General features: G+C 72.6%; 16 protein-coding genes. 8 read left to right on the top strand and 8 right to left on the bottom strand.

Annotation, left to right across the window (positions count from 1 at the left end):
• The first annotated feature begins 121 nt into the window (after nucleotides 1-121).
• The 6 genes from OG737_RS19825 to OG737_RS19800 all read left to right on the top strand — a co-directional run bounded on the left by OG737_RS19825 (nucleotide 122) and on the right by OG737_RS19800 (nucleotide 6,936).
• Nucleotides 122-343, top strand: coding sequence for a hypothetical protein (locus OG737_RS19825; RefSeq protein ID WP_405678687.1), 222 nt, complete (start codon nucleotides 122-124; stop codon nucleotides 341-343).
• A gap of 124 nt (nucleotides 344-467) precedes the next feature.
• Nucleotides 468-1,292, top strand: coding sequence for a hypothetical protein (locus OG737_RS19820; protein ID WP_328927461.1), 825 nt, complete (start codon nucleotides 468-470; stop codon nucleotides 1,290-1,292).
• Nucleotide 1,293: 1 nt separating this feature from the next.
• Nucleotides 1,294-3,213: a fumarate reductase/succinate dehydrogenase flavoprotein subunit gene (locus OG737_RS19815; protein ID WP_328927460.1), complete on the top strand. Its 1,920-nt coding sequence runs from the start codon at nucleotides 1,294-1,296 to the stop codon at nucleotides 3,211-3,213.
• Between the two features lie 2 nt (nucleotides 3,214-3,215).
• Nucleotides 3,216-4,022, top strand: a complete 807-nt coding sequence (locus OG737_RS19810; RefSeq protein WP_328927459.1) for a succinate dehydrogenase/fumarate reductase iron-sulfur subunit — start codon at nucleotides 3,216-3,218, stop codon at nucleotides 4,020-4,022.
• Nucleotides 4,023-4,125: 103 nt separating this feature from the next.
• On the top strand, nucleotides 4,126-6,174 hold the full coding sequence (locus OG737_RS19805; RefSeq protein WP_405922435.1) for a TPM domain-containing protein: 2,049 nt from the start codon (nucleotides 4,126-4,128) through the stop codon (nucleotides 6,172-6,174).
• A 48-nt stretch (nucleotides 6,175-6,222) separates the two neighbouring features.
• Entirely contained in the window at nucleotides 6,223-6,936 is a 714-nt protein-coding gene (locus OG737_RS19800; RefSeq protein ID WP_328927458.1) for a PspA/IM30 family protein, read from the top strand.
• On the opposite strand, the gene OG737_RS19795 is transcribed toward OG737_RS19800, so the two are convergent.
• From OG737_RS19795 to OG737_RS19760, 8 genes are all read right to left on the bottom strand, one after another.
• Entirely contained in the window at nucleotides 6,933-8,159 is a 1,227-nt protein-coding gene (locus tag OG737_RS19795; protein WP_405921824.1) for a hypothetical protein, read from the bottom strand. The two genes, OG737_RS19800 and OG737_RS19795, sit on opposite strands and share 4 nt — an antisense overlap.
• A gap of 41 nt (nucleotides 8,160-8,200) precedes the next feature.
• Nucleotides 8,201-10,813 carry a SpoIIE family protein phosphatase gene (locus OG737_RS19790; RefSeq protein ID WP_328930403.1) on the bottom strand — a complete coding sequence of 871 codons (2,613 nt, stop codon included), beginning with the start codon at nucleotides 10,811-10,813 and terminating at the stop codon, nucleotides 8,201-8,203.
• Between the two features lie 158 nt (nucleotides 10,814-10,971).
• Nucleotides 10,972-11,400, bottom strand: a complete 429-nt coding sequence (locus OG737_RS19785) for an ATP-binding protein (RefSeq protein WP_328927456.1) — start codon at nucleotides 11,398-11,400, stop codon at nucleotides 10,972-10,974.
• Nucleotides 11,401-11,539: 139 nt separating this feature from the next.
• Nucleotides 11,540-11,965, bottom strand: coding sequence for a (deoxy)nucleoside triphosphate pyrophosphohydrolase (locus OG737_RS19780; protein WP_328927455.1), 426 nt, complete (start codon nucleotides 11,963-11,965; stop codon nucleotides 11,540-11,542).
• A gap of 27 nt (nucleotides 11,966-11,992) precedes the next feature.
• Nucleotides 11,993-12,178 (bottom strand): SPOR domain-containing protein, encoded by a 186-nt coding sequence (locus tag OG737_RS19775; RefSeq protein ID WP_328927454.1) that lies wholly within the window; start codon nucleotides 12,176-12,178, stop codon nucleotides 11,993-11,995.
• 315 nt (nucleotides 12,179-12,493) lie between these two features.
• On the bottom strand, nucleotides 12,494-13,246 hold the full coding sequence (locus tag OG737_RS19770) for a GntR family transcriptional regulator (protein ID WP_328927453.1): 753 nt from the start codon (nucleotides 13,244-13,246) through the stop codon (nucleotides 12,494-12,496).
• A 137-nt stretch (nucleotides 13,247-13,383) separates the two neighbouring features.
• Complete coding sequence (locus OG737_RS19765) at nucleotides 13,384-14,556, bottom strand: DUF4190 domain-containing protein (RefSeq protein WP_405921823.1); 1,173 nt, start codon at nucleotides 14,554-14,556, stop codon at nucleotides 13,384-13,386.
• A gap of 127 nt (nucleotides 14,557-14,683) precedes the next feature.
• A complete protein-coding gene (locus OG737_RS19760) occupies nucleotides 14,684-16,255 on the bottom strand; it encodes a S8 family peptidase (RefSeq protein WP_405678693.1) in 1,572 nt (523 codons plus the stop codon).
• Between the two features lie 229 nt (nucleotides 16,256-16,484).
• Here OG737_RS19760 and OG737_RS19755 point away from each other — a divergent pair, with 229 nt between their 5' ends.
• Together OG737_RS19755 and OG737_RS19750 are read left to right on the top strand one after the other, a co-directional pair.
• On the top strand, nucleotides 16,485-17,582 hold the full coding sequence (locus OG737_RS19755; protein ID WP_328927450.1) for a pyridoxal-phosphate dependent enzyme: 1,098 nt from the start codon (nucleotides 16,485-16,487) through the stop codon (nucleotides 17,580-17,582).
• Between the two features lie 124 nt (nucleotides 17,583-17,706).
• Nucleotides 17,707-18,525 carry an isocitrate lyase/phosphoenolpyruvate mutase family protein gene (locus OG737_RS19750; protein WP_405921822.1) on the top strand — a complete coding sequence of 273 codons (819 nt, stop codon included), beginning with the start codon at nucleotides 17,707-17,709 and terminating at the stop codon, nucleotides 18,523-18,525.
• The last annotated feature ends 18 nt before the right edge of the window (nucleotides 18,526-18,543 follow it).

The raw sequence follows: 18,543 nt of genomic DNA, 5'->3' as shown, positions 1-18,543 counted from the left end.
CACAGTTCACGCCTGCGCGCCCGCAATCGCTGCACGTCCCTTCACAACCGGGGACGTGAGGCGCGACACTCGCAGGCGCACATGAGCGTTGCCACCGCACCTGCGGAAGTGAGGGCAAATCATGTCCCTGCAAGACGATCTGAGTGCCGTACGGCGCAACCTGGACGAGCTGACGCGCAAGGTCGAGCAGCTGGAACAGCAGGCGAAGCGGCAGAAGCCGACGTCGTCGGGCGCGCCGGATCCGTCCCGGATGGTGACCATCCCGGACACGCCGTACGACACCGCGCTGTGGACGGACACCGACGACGAGGGCCTGGGCGCGCGCGACCGCCACGCCCCCTGACGCCGGGCGCCCCGCCCCAGCCGTACACCGCTCCAGCCGTACGACCCGCTCCCCCATCTGGCCCGGCCGCCCGAGGCGGCCGGGCCTCCTGGGCCACCCCTCATCACTCCTCCCGGAGTCCCCTTTGGCCACAGGCACACAACCACCCCAGCAGCGGCCCGGCGGCGTCCACGACGCCTCCCGGGCCGCGATCACTGCCCGGCACCTGCGTACCGACCGGTGGTGGCTGGCCCCCGCCGTCACCGCGGCCGGGCTGCTCGCCTTCATCGTCTACTCGACCTGGCGGGCCTTCGCGAACGCCGACTACTACGCGGCCCCGTACGTCTCCCCCTTCTACTCCCCGTGTCTCGCGGAGAACTGCCAGGAGATGCGCGGCGGCCCCAACTGGGACCTCTTCGGCAGCTGGTGGGGCCTGTCCCCCGCGCTGCTGATCCTGGTCTTCCCGCTCGGCTTCCGGCTGACCTGCTACTACTACCGCAAGGCCTACTACCGGGGCTTCTGGGCCTCGCCGCCCGCCTGCGCCGTCGCCGAACCGCACGCGAGGTACACCGGCGAGACCCGCTTCCCGCTGATCCTCCAGAACGCGCACCGGTACTTCTTCTACGCGGCGGTCCCGGTCGCGGGCATCCTCACCTACGACACCGTGCTGACCTTCCGCGACGAGCACTACGCGTGGGGCCACATGGGCCTCGGAACGCTGCTGTTCCTGGTCAACATCACGCTGATCTGGGCGTACACGCTGTCCTGCCACTCCTGCCGCCACATCATGGGCGGCCGGCTCAAGCACTTCTCGAAGCACCCGGTGCGCTACCGGCTGTGGGGCTGGATCAGCCGGCTCAACTCCCGCCACATGCAACTGGCGTGGGCCTCCCTGGTCAGCGTGGCCCTGTGCGACTTCTACGTGTACCTGCTGGCCACCGGCGCGTTCACCGACCCGAGGATCTTCTGAGATGGCTCAAGTGGAACGGCAGCAGTGGGACGTGGTGGTGGTCGGCGCGGGCGGCGCCGGGCTGCGGGCCGCGATCGAGGCCCGCGAGCGCGGCGCCCGTACGGCCGTGATCTGCAAGTCCCTCTTCGGCAAGGCCCACACGGTGATGGCGGAGGGCGGGATCGCCGCCTCCATGGGCAACGTCAACGAGGGCGACAGCTGGCAGGTGCACTTCCGCGACACCATGCGCGGCGGCAAGTTCCTGAACCAGTGGCGGATGGCGGAACTCCACGCGAAGGAGGCCCCCGACCGGGTCTGGGAGCTGGAGACCTGGGGTGCGCTCTTCGACCGCACCCCCGACGGGAAGATCTCCCAGCGCAACTTCGGCGGCCACGAGTACCCGCGTCTCGCGCACGTCGGCGACCGCACCGGCCTGGAGCTGATCCGCACCCTCCAGCAGAAGATCGTCGCCCTCCAGCAGGAGGACTTCGAGGAGTACGGGGACTACGAGGCCCGGCTCAAGGTCTTCCAGGAGTGCACGGTCACCCGGGTCTTGAAGACTGAGTCCCATAGCGGCTCCGTCGCGGAGCAGAGGGTCTCGGGGACCTTCTGCTACGAGCGCGAGTCCGGCCGCTTCTTCGTCCTGGAGGCCCCGGCGGTGGTGCTGGCCACGGGCGGGATCGGCAAGTCCTTCAAGACCACCTCCAACTCCTGGGAGTACACGGGAGACGGCCACGCACTGGCCCTGCTCGCGGGTGCGCCGCTGCTGAACATGGAGTTCGTCCAGTTCCACCCCACGGGCATGGTCTGGCCGCCTTCGGTGAAGGGCATCCTCGTCACCGAGTCGGTCCGCGGCGACGGCGGCGTGCTGCGCAACTCCGAGGGCAAACGGTTCATGTTCGACTACGTCCCCGACGTCTTCAAGGAGAAGTACGCCGAGTCGGAGGAGGAGGGCGACCGCTGGTACGAGGACCCGGACCACAACCGGCGTCCGCCCGAGCTGCTGCCGCGCGACGAGGTGGCCCGGGCCATCAACTCCGAGGTGAAGGCGGGCCGCGGCTCCCCGCACGGCGGGGTCTTCCTGGACGTGTCCACCCGGATGCCGGCCGAGAAGATCAAGCGACGGCTCCCGTCGATGTACCACCAGTTCAAGGAGCTGGCGGACGTGGACATCACGGCGGAGCCGATGGAGGTCGGCCCGACCTGCCACTACGTGATGGGCGGGATCGCGGTCGACTCCGAGACCGCGGCCACCGTCGGGGTGCCGGGGCTGTTCGCGGCGGGCGAGGTCGCGGGCGGGATGCACGGCTCGAACCGGCTCGGCGGGAACTCCCTCTCCGACCTGCTGGTCTTCGGCCGGCGGGCCGGGCTGCACGCTGCGGAGCACGCCGCCTCCCCCGCCGCGCGCCCGGCCGTCTCCCAGGCGCAGATCGACGCGGCCGCCGCGGAGGCGCTGGCACCGTTCCACGCCGCCGAGGGCGCGGAGAACCCGTACACCCTCCACCAGGAACTCCAGACGACCATGAACGACCTGGTCGGCATCATCCGCCGGGCGGGCGAGATGGGCGAGGCCCTGGAGAAGCTGGCCGGCCTGCGCGAACGGGCCTCCCGGGCCGGTGTCGAGGGCCACCGCCAGTTCAACCCGGGCTGGCACCTGGCGCTCGACCTGCGGAACATGCTGCTGGTCAGCGAGTGCGTGGCCCGCGCGGCCCTGGAGCGCACCGAGAGCCGGGGCGGGCACACCCGCGAGGACTGCCCGGCGATGGAGCGGAGCTGGCGCCCGGTGAACCTGCTGTGCCGCCCGGTGGACCCGGTGCCCAAGGATCCGGCGGCCGACCGGATCGAGCTCACCAGGGTCTCCACCGACCCCATCCGTCCCGACCTGCTCGCGCTCTTCGAGAAGGAAGAGCTGGTCAAGTACCTCGCCGAAGAGGAGCTCTAGGAATGAGTACGTACGACGCGAGCTTCCGGATCTGGCGGGGCGACGCCGAAGGCGGATCGCTCAGGGACTTCACCGTCGAGGTGCACGACGGCGAGGTGGTGCTCGACATCGTCCACCGGCTCCAGGCCACCCAGGCCTCGGACCTCGCGGTGCGCTGGAACTGCAAGGCCGGCAAGTGCGGCTCCTGCAGCGCGGAGGTCAACGGGCGGCCGCGGCTGATGTGCATGACGCGGATGTCGACCTTCGAGCGGTCGGAGACGATCACGGTCACCCCGCTGCGGGCCTTCCCGGTCATCCGCGACCTGGTCACGGACGTGTCCTTCAACTACGCCAAGGCGCGGGAGGTCCCGGCCTTCGTGCCGCCGGAGGGGATGGCGCCGGGCGCGTACCGGATGCAGCAGATGGATGTGGAGCGCTCGCAGGAGTTCCGCAAGTGCATCGAGTGCTTCCTGTGTCAGGACACCTGCCACGTCGTGCGCGACCACGAGGAGAACAAGCCCGCCTTCGCCGGTCCGCGTTTCCTGATGCGGGTGGCGGAGCTGGACATGCACCCCCTGGACGCGGCGGCGGAGGCGGGCCTGGACCGCAAGCGCACCGCGCAGGAGGAGCACGGGCTCGGCTACTGCAACATCACCAAGTGTTGTACGGAGGTCTGCCCCGAAGGCATCAAGATCACCGACAACGCGCTGATCCCGCTGAAGGAGCGGGCGGTGGACCGCAAGTACGACCCGCTGGTGTGGCTGGGGAACAAGATCCGGCGGCGTTCCGATACCGGGTCACAGCCTGCGACTCCGGGTGCGGAGGGGTGAATACGCCCATAATCTCCGACATGTGATTCCGCCGAGAAGCGAGACGAGAAGCAGGCCTCCCAGCAGGCCGTTCGCACGGGCCGGGCTCGCCCTCGCCGCCGCGCTGCTGGCGCTCGGCGGCTGGGGCGTGGCCTGGGCGCCGCCCGTGCGGGCGGAGGATCCCGTCACCCTTTCGCAGCAGGGCCAGATCACCGACCGGGTCGACGCACTGGGTGACCGCGAGGCCGCGGTCACCGCGGCGCTCGACGAGCTGTACGCCGACCGGAAGATCCAGCTCTTCGTGACGTACGTGCGCGACTTCTCCGGGCGCTCGGCCCAGAGCTGGGCCGACGCCACCGCGGAGAAGAACGGCCTGGGCCAGAACGACGTCCTGCTGGCGGTGGCGACCGGTGCCCGCCAGTACGCGTACTCCGCCGCCGTCGACTCCGGTTTCACCGAGCAGCAGCTGTCCACCGTCGCGCGGACCGCGATCGAACCGGCTCTGAGGCAGAACGACTGGGCGGGCGCCGCCATCGGCGCGGCCAACGGCTACGACGCCGTGCTCGGCGGGCAGCCCGTACCCGTGCCCACCATCACCCCCGGCCCGGCCGACCCCGGCGGTGAGCCGAGCGGTGAGAGCGGGGCCGGGGACTTCGTCCTCCCGGTGGTCGCGGTCGGCGCGGCCGGAGCGCTCGGGGTGTACGCGTACCGCCGCCGCAAGCGCAAGGACGCCGGCTTCGGCGCCGGCGGCCGCGGTACGACGACCGGCCCGGGCTGGCCCGAAGGAGCGCCGGACCGGATCCCGCTGCCGGAACTGGACGCGAGGGCCAAGGCGCTGCTGGTGGAGACCGACGACTCCGTCCGCACCAGCACGGAGGAACTCGGTTTCGCCTCCGCGCAGTTCGGGGAGGAGGCGGTCGTCCCGTTCACCGCGGCCGTGGAGTACGCCAAGGGCGAGCTGACGCACGCCTTCCGGCTGCGCCAGCAGCTCGACGACGCCTACCCGGAGGACGACGCGACCCGGCGCCGGATGCTGGACGAGATCGTCGCCCGGTGCACCGAGGCCGACCGGCGGCTCGACGCCGAGGCGGCCGACTTCGACCGGCTGCGGGACCTGGAGAAGAACGCCCCGCAGGCGCTGGCCACCGTGGAGGAGCACTACCTGGGCCTGACCGGGCGCGCCACCACCGCCGAGGCGACGCTGACCGCGCTGTCCCGGCGGTACGCGGACTCCGCCTCCGCGCCCGTCGCCTCCAATGCCGAACAGGCCAAGGACCGGCTGCTGTTCGCGGCGACCAACCTGGGCCTGGCCCACGCGGCCCTCGACGCCGGCGAGAACGGCTCGGCCGCCGTGCGCGTACGGGCCGCCGAGGGCGCCGTGGACCAGGCCGCGACCCTGGTCGACGCGGTGGAGCGGCGGGCGCAGGAGCTGGCGGAGGCGGCCGGGAAGCTGCCGGGCGCACTGAACGAGACGGAGACCGACCTCGCCGACGCGCACGGGCTGCTCACCGGTACCGCGGAGGGCACCTCGACGGCGGACCTGCGCGGCCGCATCGGCCGGGCCGAGTCCGTACTGGCCGACGTGCGGCAGGAGATGGCGGCCGGCCGGTACGACCCGATCGACGCCCTGCGCCGTGTCGAGGAGGCCGACGCGGCGCTGGACGAGTCCCTGTCCGGGGCGCGGGAGCGGGAGTCGGGCCGGCAGCGGGCGGCCGCCCTGCTGGACCAGGCCATGCTCTCGGCGCGCAGTGCCATCGGGGCGGCCACGGACTACGTCACCACCAGCCGGGGCGCGGTCGGCAGCCAGGCCCGCACCCGGCTGGCGGAGGCGGGGCGGCACCTGGAGCGGGCGGTGTCCCTGGCGGCCGCGGACCCGGCGGGCGCGCTGGCGGACGCGCAGCAGGCGGATGCGCTGGCGCGGCAGGCACAGCAGCTGGCGGAGCAGGACGTACGGGCGTACCAGGACCCGTACGGCGGCCGGCGCGCGGGCGGCGGCCAGGGCGGCGCGGTACTCGGCGGGATCATCCTCGGCGAGATCCTGCGGGGCGGTGGGGGCGGCTTCGGCGGAGGCGGCGGCGGGGGCGGGGGCTTCGGGGGCGGTTTCGGGGGCGGCCCCGGATCGTTCGGCGGCGGCGGCACCCGCGGCCGGATGGGCGGCGGCGGCCGCTTCTGAACGCGACGGCACACCATCCCTCACCAGGAGCACCGGGAGAGACCCCTCATGAGCAAGCAGACCATCCTCGGCCGCGTCACCCAGCTCGCCAAGGCCAACATCAACGCGCTGCTGGACCAGGCCGAGGACCCGCAGAAGATGCTGGACCAGCTGATCCGCGACTACACGAACAACATCTCGGAGGCGGAGCAGGCGGTCGCGATGACGATCGGCAACCTCCGCATGATGGAGGCGGACCACAAGGAGGACGTGGAGGCGGCAGCCGAGTGGGGCGGCAAGGCACTCGCGGCGAGCCGGAAGGCGGACGAGTTGCGGGCGGCGGGCTCGGCGGCGGAGGCCGACAAGTTCGACAACCTGGCGAAGGTGGCGCTGGGCCGGCAGATGCAGTCGGAGAAGGAGGCGAAGACGGCGGAGCCGGCGATCGCCGCACAGACGCAGGTCGTCGACAAGCTCAGGTCCGGCCTGGACTCGATGAAGAACAAGCTGACGGAACTTCAGGCGAAGCGCGACGAACTGGTGGCCCGTGCGAAGACCGCGCAGGCGCAGAACATGATGCTGGACGCGGTGAAGAACATCGACGTGATGGACCCGACGAGCGACCTGAACCGCTTCGAGGAGAAGGTCCGCCGCGAGGAGGCCATGGCGATGGGCAAGCAGGAACTGGCCGCCTCCTCGCTGGACGCGCAGTTCGAGTCGCTGGAGGACCTCGGCAAGGCCTCGGAGATCGAGGCCCGCCTCGCCGCCCTGAAGGCCACCGCTTAGAGCTGTGACCGGGCCTCCTCGAACCGCGCCCCGGCGGCGGCCCGGACCTCGGCTTCCTCCATCGGGTCGTCGCGCAGCGCGGCGAGCCGCTCGCGTACCTCGGGGAGGTCGGGGGCGCGGGCGATGCCCAGCAGCCGTGCCTGCTCCTCGCAGTCCCAGAGGGACTCGGTGTGCGCGTAGTCCAGGCCGTCCTGGTCGATGGCCGCGAGTGCCTCCAGGTAGGCGGGCCGCTCCCAGGAGTGCGGGGTGTGCAGCCAGAACCGGCGCAGCTCCGGCACGGCCTCGGCCGCATCGGGCCCGAACCGGGCGAGCCGCTTCGCGGTGCGGTCGGGGCCGCACCAGGCGCGCTCCCGCCACTGGTCCCGCAGTTCGGCGGCGAGCCCCGGGATCAGCTCCGGCCCGAGGTGGTCGGCCAGTACGTCCGCCCCCAGCCGGGCCAGCCACTCCCGCTCGTCAGCCGCCCACCGGCGCGCGGCCGGCACGGCGAGGGCGCCGAGACCCTCGACCGCCCGCCGGAGGGCGGGCAGCGAGCGCCTGCCGTCGGAGGTGCCGAGCGAGGGCACGAGCGGGATCAGCGCTTCGTCCGGTGTCCGGCGGGCCAGCTCGCGGAGCACGCCGGTCTTCGGGCCGTCGCCGCTGCGGGCGTCGGCCAGTACGGCGAGGAGCTCCTCGCCGCTGCGGTCGCCCAGCGCCTCGGCGGGCAGGGCCGGGAAGACCCGCGTCCTGATCCCGAACCGGATCCACGGCTCGCAGGGCCACGGCAGCGCCTCCTCGTCCGCCTCCTCGCCGATCCGGGACCGCGCGGCCCCTTCCAGGTCCTCCCACCAGGCGACGGGCCAGCGGTCCGCGACCGACTCCAGTACGCGGATCCAGTACGCGCCCTCGCGGACGTGGGCGCGCAGTCCCTCCCGGGCTTCGTCGGATCCGCCGAGCGCGAGCAGCTCCAGCGCGTCGATCGCCCGCATGCACGCGTCCTCGTCGCCCGCCAGCTGCGCCACCACGGGCCCGGGTGACAGTTCCAGGTCCCGGAGCAGCCGCGCGTGGAAGAGGCCCCGGTCGTCGACCCCGTCCCAGCGCCAGTCCCGCCGGATCACGTCGTACACCAGCGGGGCGGCCGCCGCCGGGTCCTGCCTTGCGCGTACGGCGCCCAGGCCGCGGCCGCGCTGGAGCAGCCCCAGCAGCGAGTCGTGGTGGGCGTAGCGGGTTTCGTCCTCGTCGCTCATCGCCCCGTACCCTGCCCGTCGCGGTACGGGGCCGCCACCCGTTATCCGTACATGCCCAGCAGCTGCTCCGCCGACAGCTCCGCGACCGCCGCCGCGGCCGCGCCCGGGAGCGGGAGCTCGAACCAGACCGTCTTGCCGCGGTGGGTGCGGCGCGTGCCCCAGCCGGCCGACAGCAGGCCCACCAGCTGGAGGCCGCGGCCGCCCTCGTCGGTGTCGCGGGCCCGCCGGCGCCGCGGCTGCACGAGGTTCGCGTCCCACACCTCGCAGACCAGCGTCCGGTCGAGCAGCAGCCGCAGCCGGATCTCGCCCTCCCCGTACCGCAGGGCATTGGTGACGAGCTCGCTGACCAGCAGCTCCGTGGTGTCCAGCAGGCCCTCCAGGCCCCACGCGGGCAGCTTCGCCCGCGCCAGCTCCCGCGCGCGGCCCACCGACCGGGCCTCGCGGGGCAGTTGCCAGTCCCCCACCGCGTCGACCGGCAGGCCCTGGACCCGTGCCATCAGCAGGGCGATGTCGTCCTCCCCGTGCCGGGTGTCCAGGGTGTTCAGGACGTGGTCGCAGACGTCCTCCAGCGGGCGGACGGGATCCGCGAGGGCCTCGCGCAGCCCGCGCAGGCCCTCCTCCAGCGGGTGGTCGCGGGATTCGACGAGACCGTCGGTGTACAGCGCGAGCAGGGCCCCCTCCGGCAGATCCACCTCGACCTCCTCGAACGGTTCCCCGCCCACGCCCAGTGGCATCCCGGGAGGCACCTCCAGCAGCAGCGCGGGCCGCGACGCGCCGCCCTCGTCGGGCGGCTCGACCAGCACGGGCGGCATGTGGCCCGCGTTGGCGATCGTGCAGCGCCGTGTCACCGGGTCGTAGACGGCGTACACGCAGGTGGCGAGGTACACCTCGGAGCGGTCCGCGTCGCGCGAGTGCAGGGCGGCGCGCGAGGCCTGCTGGGATCCGCCGGGGGCCCCGAGGCCCCGGGCGATCTCGTCCAGCGCGGTCAGCACCTCCGCCGGTTCGAGGTCGAGCAGCGCCAGCGTCCTTACGGCGGTCCGCAGTTCGCCCATCGCGACGGCGGCCCGCAGCCCGCGGCCCATCACGTCGCCGACGACCAGGGCCGTGCGGTGGCCGGGCAGTTCGATGACGTCGAACCAGTCCCCGCCGACCTCGGTGGCCGCGTTGCCCGGCAGGTACCGGCAGGCGATGTCCAGGCCGGCCGCCTCCGGGTCGCCGGGCGGCAGCAGGCTGCGCTGCAGTATCAGCGCCCGCTCGTGTTCGCGCCGGTAGAGCCGCGCGTTGTCGATGCACACGGCGGCCCGCGCGGCCAGCTCCACCGCGACCGCCCGGTCCCGTTCGCCGAAGGGCTCGCTGCCCTTCGTACGGGAGAACTGCGCGAGGCCGACCACCGTGTCGTGGGCGACCATCGGCACGACCAGCGTGGACTGGACGAGGCCCTCCGGTCCGCCGCCCTCGATCAGCCGCGGCCGCGCCGTGCGCAGCGCGAGCGCGCCCGGCGAGGCCGCCGGATAGCGGTGGATCTCGCCTACGGAGACGGGTGCGCCCGTGCCCGACAGCGGGGCGTCCGAGACGGCCGAGGCGAAAGCGACGCGCCGCAGCGGCGCGGACGGGGCCCGCCCGGCGCCGAGCCCGGGCGGCAGTGAGGGAACTCCGGGGCCCTGCGGTCGCGCGGGCCGGTCGTCGTCTCCGAGCAGCAGCCCCTGGTAGAGGTCCACGGCGGCCAGGTCGCAGAAGCCGGGGACGGTGACGTCGAGGAGTTCGCGGGCGGTGGTCTCCAGGTCGAGGGAGTTGCCGATGCGGTGCCCGGCCTCGTTGAGCAGGGCGAGGTTGCGCCGTACCCCGGCGGCCTCGCGGGCGGCGAGGTGGCGGCGGGTGACGTCGGTGCCGATGCCCGCGACGCCGATGGGGCGGCCGGTGCCGCCGTGTACGCGGTAGAGGTTGATGGACCAGTGGCGGTCCTCCCGGCTGCCTGGAGCGGCGCCGGTGATCCGCAGATCGGTCACCGAGTCCCCGGTCTCCAGCACCCGGCGCAGGGCCTCGGCCATCCGGTCGGCCTCGTGCAGCGGGAGGTAGTCGTGCACGGTCCGGCCCCGGTGCTCTTCGGCGGCGCCGCCGAAGACGGTGGCGAAGCGGCGGTTGGCGCGCTGCACGGTGAGGTCCGTACCGAACAGCAGGAAGCCGAAGGGAGATTGGCCGAATATGGCCTGTGAGGCCGCCAGATCGGATTCGATCCGCCGCAGCGCGCGTACGTCGACGACGACACACAGCGCGGCCCGCTCGGCGGCTTCGGTCTGGGTGGGCATCACGTAGATCTCGGCCACGCCGTGTTCGCCGTCCCCGCCCGGGATCCGGAAGGGGACGAGGCCAGTCCACTCCTTGCCGTCGAGGATCTCGGCGACGCGGCGGTGTCCGCCGGCCCGCAGCTCGGGCGGCATGAAGGCGTCGACCGGATCGCGGCCCACCGCTTGGACGGCGGTCAGCCCGAAGAGTTCCTCGGCGCGCAGGCTCCACTGATCGATGAGCCCGTCGGGCCCGATCGAGAAAGAGGCAACCTTTATGTAGTCATATATCGAGCCAGGCGGACTGCTGTGCCACAAGGAGTCGTGCCATGTCTCCCCGGGCACCCTGGTCTGATGTGCCTGCGCAGGTATCTCGCTCACGCGACCGTCCCCTCCAGCTCACCGCAACCGGACCGGCCATGACCGCAGTATTCAGCACCACGGCCCCGGACGGCACGGCGTTCACGATCACAAAACGGTCCCGTTAGTTTCGAGCCACATCCGGTGATCGTCGGTCACCCTTCACCTTGTTACTCACCAGGAAGAGCCAACTCGAACCACACAGTCTTGCCCGACTTCCCGTGCCGGGTCCCCCAGCGCTTCGAGGAGACGGCGACGAGATGCAGTCCCCGGCCGCCCTCGTCCTCGGGTCTGGCGACCCGCTCGCGGGGCGGATCCGGAAGCGGATCGGAAACCTCCACGAGCAGCGCGGGGCTGCTCCCCGAGCCGTCGGCGGCCGGATTCCGCCGTTCCAGACGGACGCCGATGGGGCCGGACGCGTACCGCAGGGAGTTGGTGACGAGCTCGCTGACCAGCAGGACGGTCACATCGCCGACGGAGTCCAGGCCCCAGTCCCGGAGGGTTCCACGCACGGCGTTACGGGCGGTGCGGACGGCACCGGGCTCGGCGGGGAAGGCCCACTCGGCACGTTCACCGTCTGTGTCGATCACGCCGATCACTTCCCGGGCCAGCAGTGACCCCAGTCCGGTTCGTCGGGGACGAAAGGAGGACGAGACAGGGATTAATAGCGACATACCCGATATTTGGGGCGCCGTACCACCCGATCCCTCACGCACGGCGCACTGTGGCGCAGACGGCCTACAACGCGAGCGTCACGCGCCCCCCTGCGCCCTCGTCGCGCAGTCGGCGCCCGGCCTCGGCGACGGCGGGCCGGTCCTGGTCGAGCCAGTCCACCGACTCCAGTTCCTCCGGCCCCAGCCAGCGCAGCTCGTCGTGGTCCTCCAGCGGCGCGGGCTCGCCGGAGACCAGGCGGGCGGTCCATACGTGCAGGACGAGACCGGGTTTCAGCGGCCATTCCCCCGGGATCCGCTCCAGCGGCTCGGCCTCGACGCCGAGCTCCTCGCGCAGTTCGCGCACCAGCGCGTCGGGTACGGACTCGCCGGGTTCGGCCTTGCCGCCCGGCAGCTCCCAGCGTCCGGCAAGCTCCGGGGGCGCGCTGCGACGGGCGGCCAGCAGGCGCCCCTCATGACAAAGGGCTCCGCCCACGACCACTCGTACAGTCATGGACGGAGCCTATGTCAGTGCTGACGCTCAATTCATCGTGGCGGTCTGACCGATCCGCTCGACCCAGTAGAGCTGCTTGTGTCCCCGGTCGTCGAGGCTGTCGACGACCTTCTGGGCCTCGGCCCGGGTGGGGTAGCGGCCCACCCGGTAGCGGTTGCCGTTGTCGTCCTGACGTATGACGTGCCACGGGAGCAGTGCACCGCTGTCGTTCATCGCGTTTCACCCTCCGCCGGCGTACCTGCCCAGGAAACCGCATTGCGCATATGCCCGAGCTTACGCCCGGACTTTACGGAGCGGATACGGTTTTTCACGAAGAGGTACCTGGCAGGCGTACGCATCCGGCCATGCGTACGAGCGAGCCGTGCGCTCCGGCTCACGAACGGCGTACGGAGGGCACCGGAAGGATCACCGCGGCGATCCGGGCCGCGCCGGAATCGGCCTTCAACACCCCGGCAGGCGGCGGCGCGAGCCCGGCACATTGCCCGAACCGCCGCTCGGCCACGGCGCCTTGACTCCCGATCGAGCAGGTCACCGCACCGGCATGTGGTACGCCAGGCGGTAGCGGTCCGCCGGGACCACCACGTCGGCCGTTTCCACCGCGCGGCCGGAGGCGAAGTAGGTGCGCCCGATCACCAGCACCACGTGCCCCGGGACCCCGCCCAGGAGGAAGATCTCCTCCGCCAGCCCGGGCCGGGCGCCGACCTCCTCCACCACGTTGTCCACGACGACGTCGATCGCGGCCATCCGGTCGACCACCCCGGACCCGCCCAGCGGGCCTTCCTCCGGCAGCATCACGGGGGTCCGGCCGGTCACGGCCAGGGGCTCCCACGAGGTCGACAGCATCATCGCCTCCCCCGCGTCACGGAAGACGTACCGCGTCCGCATCACCCGCTCGCCCGGCTGGATGCCGAGCCTCTCGGCGATCTCCGCCGGGGCCGCCGTCTGCTCACTGTTCGACTCCCAGGTGCCGCGCGCGCCGGAGTCCGCCTGCTCCTGGCGGAACGGCGTCGAGGAGCCTCCCGTGCGGTAGCCGGAGCGCGCGACCCGCCGCGGCACCGGCTGCTCCCGTACGTACGTCCCCGACCCGGACCGGCCCTCGACCAGCCCCTCCGCCATGAGTACCTTGCGCGCCTCCAGCGCCACGGTGTCGGAGACCCCGTACTCCTCGCGGATGCGGGCCTGCGAAGGGAGCCGGGCGTGCGGGGGAAGGGAACCGTCGACGATCTTCTGTCGAAGGTCCCCGGCCACGCGCAGATAGGCCGGCTGCTCACCGAAAGTCACTGGCCACTCCCATCAGGTTGACAGACAGCAACACCCTGGCAACCGACGGTTGTACCTCGCAAGCAAGGGCCAGAGTTTCACCCGATGTGATGAAACCAGGTCACCCAAACCCGTTACCGCGCGTTACCTCGACGACGTCACGCGGCTTGGGCCGAGGGACCCCGGCCGGCTCCGCCCCCCGGGCTCCCCGAGGACTCCTCCAGCCACTCCGGAACCTCCGTCGACAGCCCGTACGCCCCGCGCAGCGCCTTTTCCGTTTCCAGGGACATCGCGCCCACGGCCCGGCCCCACAGCTTGTCGAAGTCCGCCGCCGTCCTCGCCTGGGAGGTCCGCTGCCATGCCGCGCGGGCCGTCTCGATCTCCGCCAGCTGTGCCTGGACGGCCTTGCCCAGCCCCGGCCGCCCCTTGTCGGCCTCCAGTGCCTTCGCCTCCTCGCCCAGTGCCGCGTACACCTCGCGGGCCCACGCCTGGTGCTCCGGGAGGGCGTCCTCGGTCTCGTCCTCGGGCGGCCGGCCGACGAGGAACTCGACCGCGTTCGCCGCACGCAGGAAGGCCGACTGCTCGGGCTTCAGCATGGCCCCGTCCCGGCGCAGGCTGCCCCGCTGCTCCTCCTCGGTCGTGCCGATCACGCACAGCAGCCGCCGGTCCCCCTGGCGCCAGGACTGGCGCGAGGGGGCGAAGTAGAACATGTCCGCGTAGGCGGGCAGCGCCCACGTGTCCATCGCGTACTCGTCCTGCGCCTTCCAGCACGCGTCCTCGGACGCGCGGTCCGCCTCGGCCGACTCGGGGAGGGTCCCCAGGTCCGCCGCCTTGGACGCGGTGACCTCTCCGTGGTGCGCCTGCGCGCAGTCGACCTTGTACGTCAGGGGCCGCTCGGCCATCAGGTCCCCGTGCGGGACGTTGAAGCAGTCACCCACCCGCAGGTCGTCGAGGTCGGTCAGGTCGCCCTCGACGTCACCGAGCTCGCCCATCGCGTCGATCCGGTCGCGGACCGCCGCGCCGACCCGGTCGACCGTGACCGCCAGGACACCGGTCATCACCACGGACACCACCAGGCCCACGATCGCCAGCGCCTTGCCCCGCTGCCGCTTCTTCGCGATCTGTACGAGGGCCACGACGCCGAAGACGATGCCCAGCGGCGGCAGGCACAGCAGCCCGACCAGGAGCGAGGCGAGCGCGAAGCCGTTGAGCTCCGGCTGCGACGGCGACGGCGACTGCCCGTAGCCGGGGGGCGGCGCCCACACGGACTGGGAGGCGGGCGGGGGCCAGGAGTGGCCAGGTCCGGGAGGCGGGCTCGGCGGGGTGCTCACGGCGTGAGTGACTCCATCACAGGGGATGCGCAAACGAATTCGCGCATAGTACGCAGCGGGGGCGACCGCCCGGTCGGTCGCCCCCGCCTGTTCATCGCGGCTCGGCGGATGTGCCCGGTTCAGGCGCTCAGAACTGGAGCGCCCACGAGTCGATCTTGCCGGTGTCGATGTTCGCGTTGTCGTTCACGCGCAGCTTCCAGACGCCGTTGGCCACCTCGGAGGAGGCGTTGACCGTGTAGGTCCGATTGATGTTGTCCGTGCTGCCGCCGGCCCGGTTGTGCAGGGTGTAGGCGGTGCCGTCGGGGGCGATCAGGTCGACCTTGAGGTCACCGATGTAGGTGTGCTTGATGTCGACCGAAACGCTCAGGGCCGCCGGGGCGTTGCCGGAGACTCCGCTGACGGTGACCGGGGATTCCACGGTCGAGTTGTCGCTGATCGCGTAGTCCGCGGTGTTCTCGAAGCGCGGGCCGGGCGGGACGGTGCCGCCGGCGCCGACGTTGAGCAGGCGGTTCGGCGAACCGGTGCCGGGGCCGGTCACGACGTTCGGCGTGGCCGCGGCGACCAGGCCGTCACGGACCTGGGCCGGGGTGCTCGACGGGTTCTGCGACAGGTACAGGGCCGCCGCGCCCACGACGTGCGGCGTGGCCATCGACGTACCGGAGATGGTGTTGGTGGCGGTGTCGCCCGTGCCCCACGAGGAGGTGATGGAGGAGCCCGGTGCGAAGATGTCCAGGATCGAGCCGTAGTTGGAGTAGCTGGCCTTCGCGTCGGTGTTGGTCGTGGCGCCGACCGTGATGGCTTCGGCGACGCGCGCCGGGGACTTGGTCGAGGCGTCGGTGGACTCGTTGCCCGCCGCGACGCCGTAGGTGATGCCGGAGGCTATGGAGTTGCGTACGGCGGTGTCGAGCGCGGAGTCCGCGCCGCCGCCGAGCGACATGTTGGCCACGGCGGGCTTGACGGCGTTGCGCGTCACCCAGTCGATGCCCGCGACGACCTGGGCGGTCGTACCGGAGCCGTTGTTGTCGAGCACGCGGACGCCGACGATCTTGGCCTTCTTCGCCACGCCGTACGAACCGCCCGCGACGGTGCCGGCGACGTGCGTGCCGTGGCCGTGGCCGTCCTGGGCCGTGTTGTCGTTGTCGATGGCGTCGTAGCCGTCGGAGGCGCGGCCGCCGAAGTCCTGGTGCGTCTTACGGACGCCGGTGTCGATGATGTAGGCCGTGACGCCCTCGCCGGCCTTGTCCGGGTAGGTGTAGCTCTGGTCGAGCGGGAGCGCCCGCTGGTCGATGCGGTCCAGGCCCCAGGACGGCGGGTTGGGCTGGGTGGCGTCGACGGTGAAGACGCGGTTCTGGACGACCGACTTGACCGCGGGGTCTGCGGCCAGCTTTCTGGCCTGCGCCTCGGAGACCTCGACGGAGTAGCCGTTGAGGGCCGCGCTGTAGGTCCGGTCGATCTTCGCGCCGTACCGCTTGGCGACGGCCTTGCCGCTGTCCGCGGTGGAGCGGGCGGCGGAGTCGTTCAGGGTCACGATGTAGCTGCCGGAGACGGTCCCGGCGGCCCCGGCGTTCTCGATCACGCCCAGCGGGGCGCTGTCGGCCGCGGAAGCGGGTAACGCGGCGGCCGCGCCGAGCGCGAGGGCCACGACGGCGGTCGCGCTGATGCCGGCGATCTTCCGGCGGGTGTGACGCATCACGGACATGTGAGGGGTCCTCCTCATAGGTGGTGCGCTGCGGGGGGTGAGGCGGTGCCGTACGCGCCGCACGGTCGCATGGGCATGACGAGATTGCCATGCCCATGACAAGCCATTCGGCTCAACGGGCTGCCGCTTCCGAAAGGTTGACGTACCGTCGTCAACGACCACAAGAGGACGGCCAAGCCGTAACATCCGTGCCATACGCAGGCCATGATTGAGCAAAGGCTCCCCGCACATGACGCATGCACTCCCCGGTTACCTCTGTCCCGAGGACGGCACCCGCGCGGACGTCCGGACCGCCCCGTGGCGCTGCCCGGTCTGCGGCAGCCCCTGGGACCTCGATTTCACGCCGGATCCGGCCGGCGTGCTGGAACCGTCCGCCGGGCCGAACTCGATGTGGCGGTACGCGGCGGCACTGCCGCTACCGGGGGCGTTCTCCGTATCACTGGCGGAGGGGCGCACTCCGATGGTGCCGCTGGGCGACCGGGTTCACGCCAAGCTCGACTTCCTGATGCCGACGCTGTCCTTCAAGGACCGGGGCGCGGTGATGCTCGCGGAGCTGGCCCGGAGGCTGGCCCCGCAGCGGGTGGTGGCGGACAGCAGCGGCAACGCGGGGGCCTCTCTGGCGGCGTACTGCGCCCGGGCCGGGCTGAGTTGTGAAGTTTTCGTGCCGGAGGGCACTTCGGAGAAGAAGACGGACCGGATGCGGGCGCACGGGGCGGCCGTGCGGGTGGTCCCGGGCGGCCGCGAGGCCGCCGCGGCGGCGGCCCGGGCGGCCGCGGACGAGGCGGGGGTCTTCTACGCGAGCCACGTCTTCAACCCGTACTTCCTGCACGGTACGAAGACGTACGTGTACGAGGTGTGGGAGGAGCTCGGCGGCCGGCTCCCGGAGGCCCTGGTCGTCCCGGTGGGCAACGGCACCCTGCTGCTGGGCGCCGCGCTGGCCGTGGAGGAACTGGCCCGGCGCGGGGTCACGCCGCCGGCCCTGATCGCCGTACAGGCGGAGGCCGTGGCCCCACTGGCGCGGGCCTTCGAGGCGGGCGCGGAGGAAGCGGACCCGGTGGAGCAGCGGCCCACCCTGGCCGAGGGCATCGCGATCCCGGCGCCGCCGCGGGCCCGTCAGATCCTGGCCGCGGTCCGCAAGTCCGGCGGCACGGTCCTGACGGTCCCGGAGGACCGCCTGCGCGCGGCCCAGCAGGACCTGGCCCGGCGCGGGCTCTTCGTGGAACCGACAGCGGCGGCCTGCTGGGCCGGGGTCGGCCCGCTGTCCCCGGACGACCCCCTCCAGGGCCGCACGGCGGTCCTCCCGCTGTGCGGCGCGGGCTCCAAGTAGGGCCCCGGCGCCGCGGCCCGTGCGGAGCCATCGGGTACGGGGGCCGTCTCGTACGGGGCCGCCGCCGGACGTTGATGTCGGAAACTCGCGCGCCCCGCCCGGGCCGCTCTGCTGAACTGGGCGCATGACCAGCAACCCTGACCTCGCCGCCCGGGCCCGCGCGTTCGCGGCGCTGCACACCCCCGCCGCCCCTCTCGCCCTGGCCAACGCCTGGGACGTCGCCAGCGCCCGCATCGTCGAGGCGGCCGGTGCGCCGGCCGTCGCCACCACCAGCGCCGGAGTCGCCTGGTCCCTGGGCTCCCCCGACGGTGACGCCCTGGCCCGCGACCGCGCCCTCGACCTGGTCGCCCGCGTGGCCGCCGCCGTCTGCGTCCCCGTCACCGCGGACATCGAGAGCGGCTTCGGCGCCGACCCCGCCGCCGTCGCGGAGACCGTCGCCGGGGTGCTGGCCGCCGGCGCGGTCGGCGTCAACATCGAGGACGGCACCCGTGCCCCCGCCGAGCACGCGGAGCGCGTGGCCGCCGCCCGCTCCGCGGCCGAGGCCGCCGGGGTACCGCTGTACATCAACGCCCGCGTCGACACGTACCTCAGGGGCCTCGGCGACTCCGCCGCCCGCCTCGACGAGACCCTCGCCCGCGCCGCCGCCTACCTCCGGGCCGGAGCCACGGGCGTCTTCGTGCCCGGCGTCACCGACCCGGCCACCGTCGCCGAGCTCGCCAAGGGCATCGACGCCCCGCTCAACGTCCTCGCCGGCCCCGGCGCCCCGGCCGTCGCGGAGTTCGGCGCCCTCGGCGTCGCCCGCGTCAGCCTCGGATCCTGGGTCGCCGAAGCCGCGTACGCCGTGGCCCGCCGCGCCGCCGAGGAGCTAGTCTCCGGCGGCACGTACGGTTCACTCGCGGGCTCCCTCCCGTACGGCGAGCTGAACAGCCTGCTCACGAGCTGATCGAAGGCCGGTCGACGG

This window comes from Streptomyces sp. NBC_00122 (genome assembly GCF_045160845.1).
GTDB lineage: Bacteria > Actinomycetota > Actinomycetes > Streptomycetales > Streptomycetaceae > Streptomyces.
This window is presented reverse-complemented; position numbering and strand designations above follow the sequence as displayed.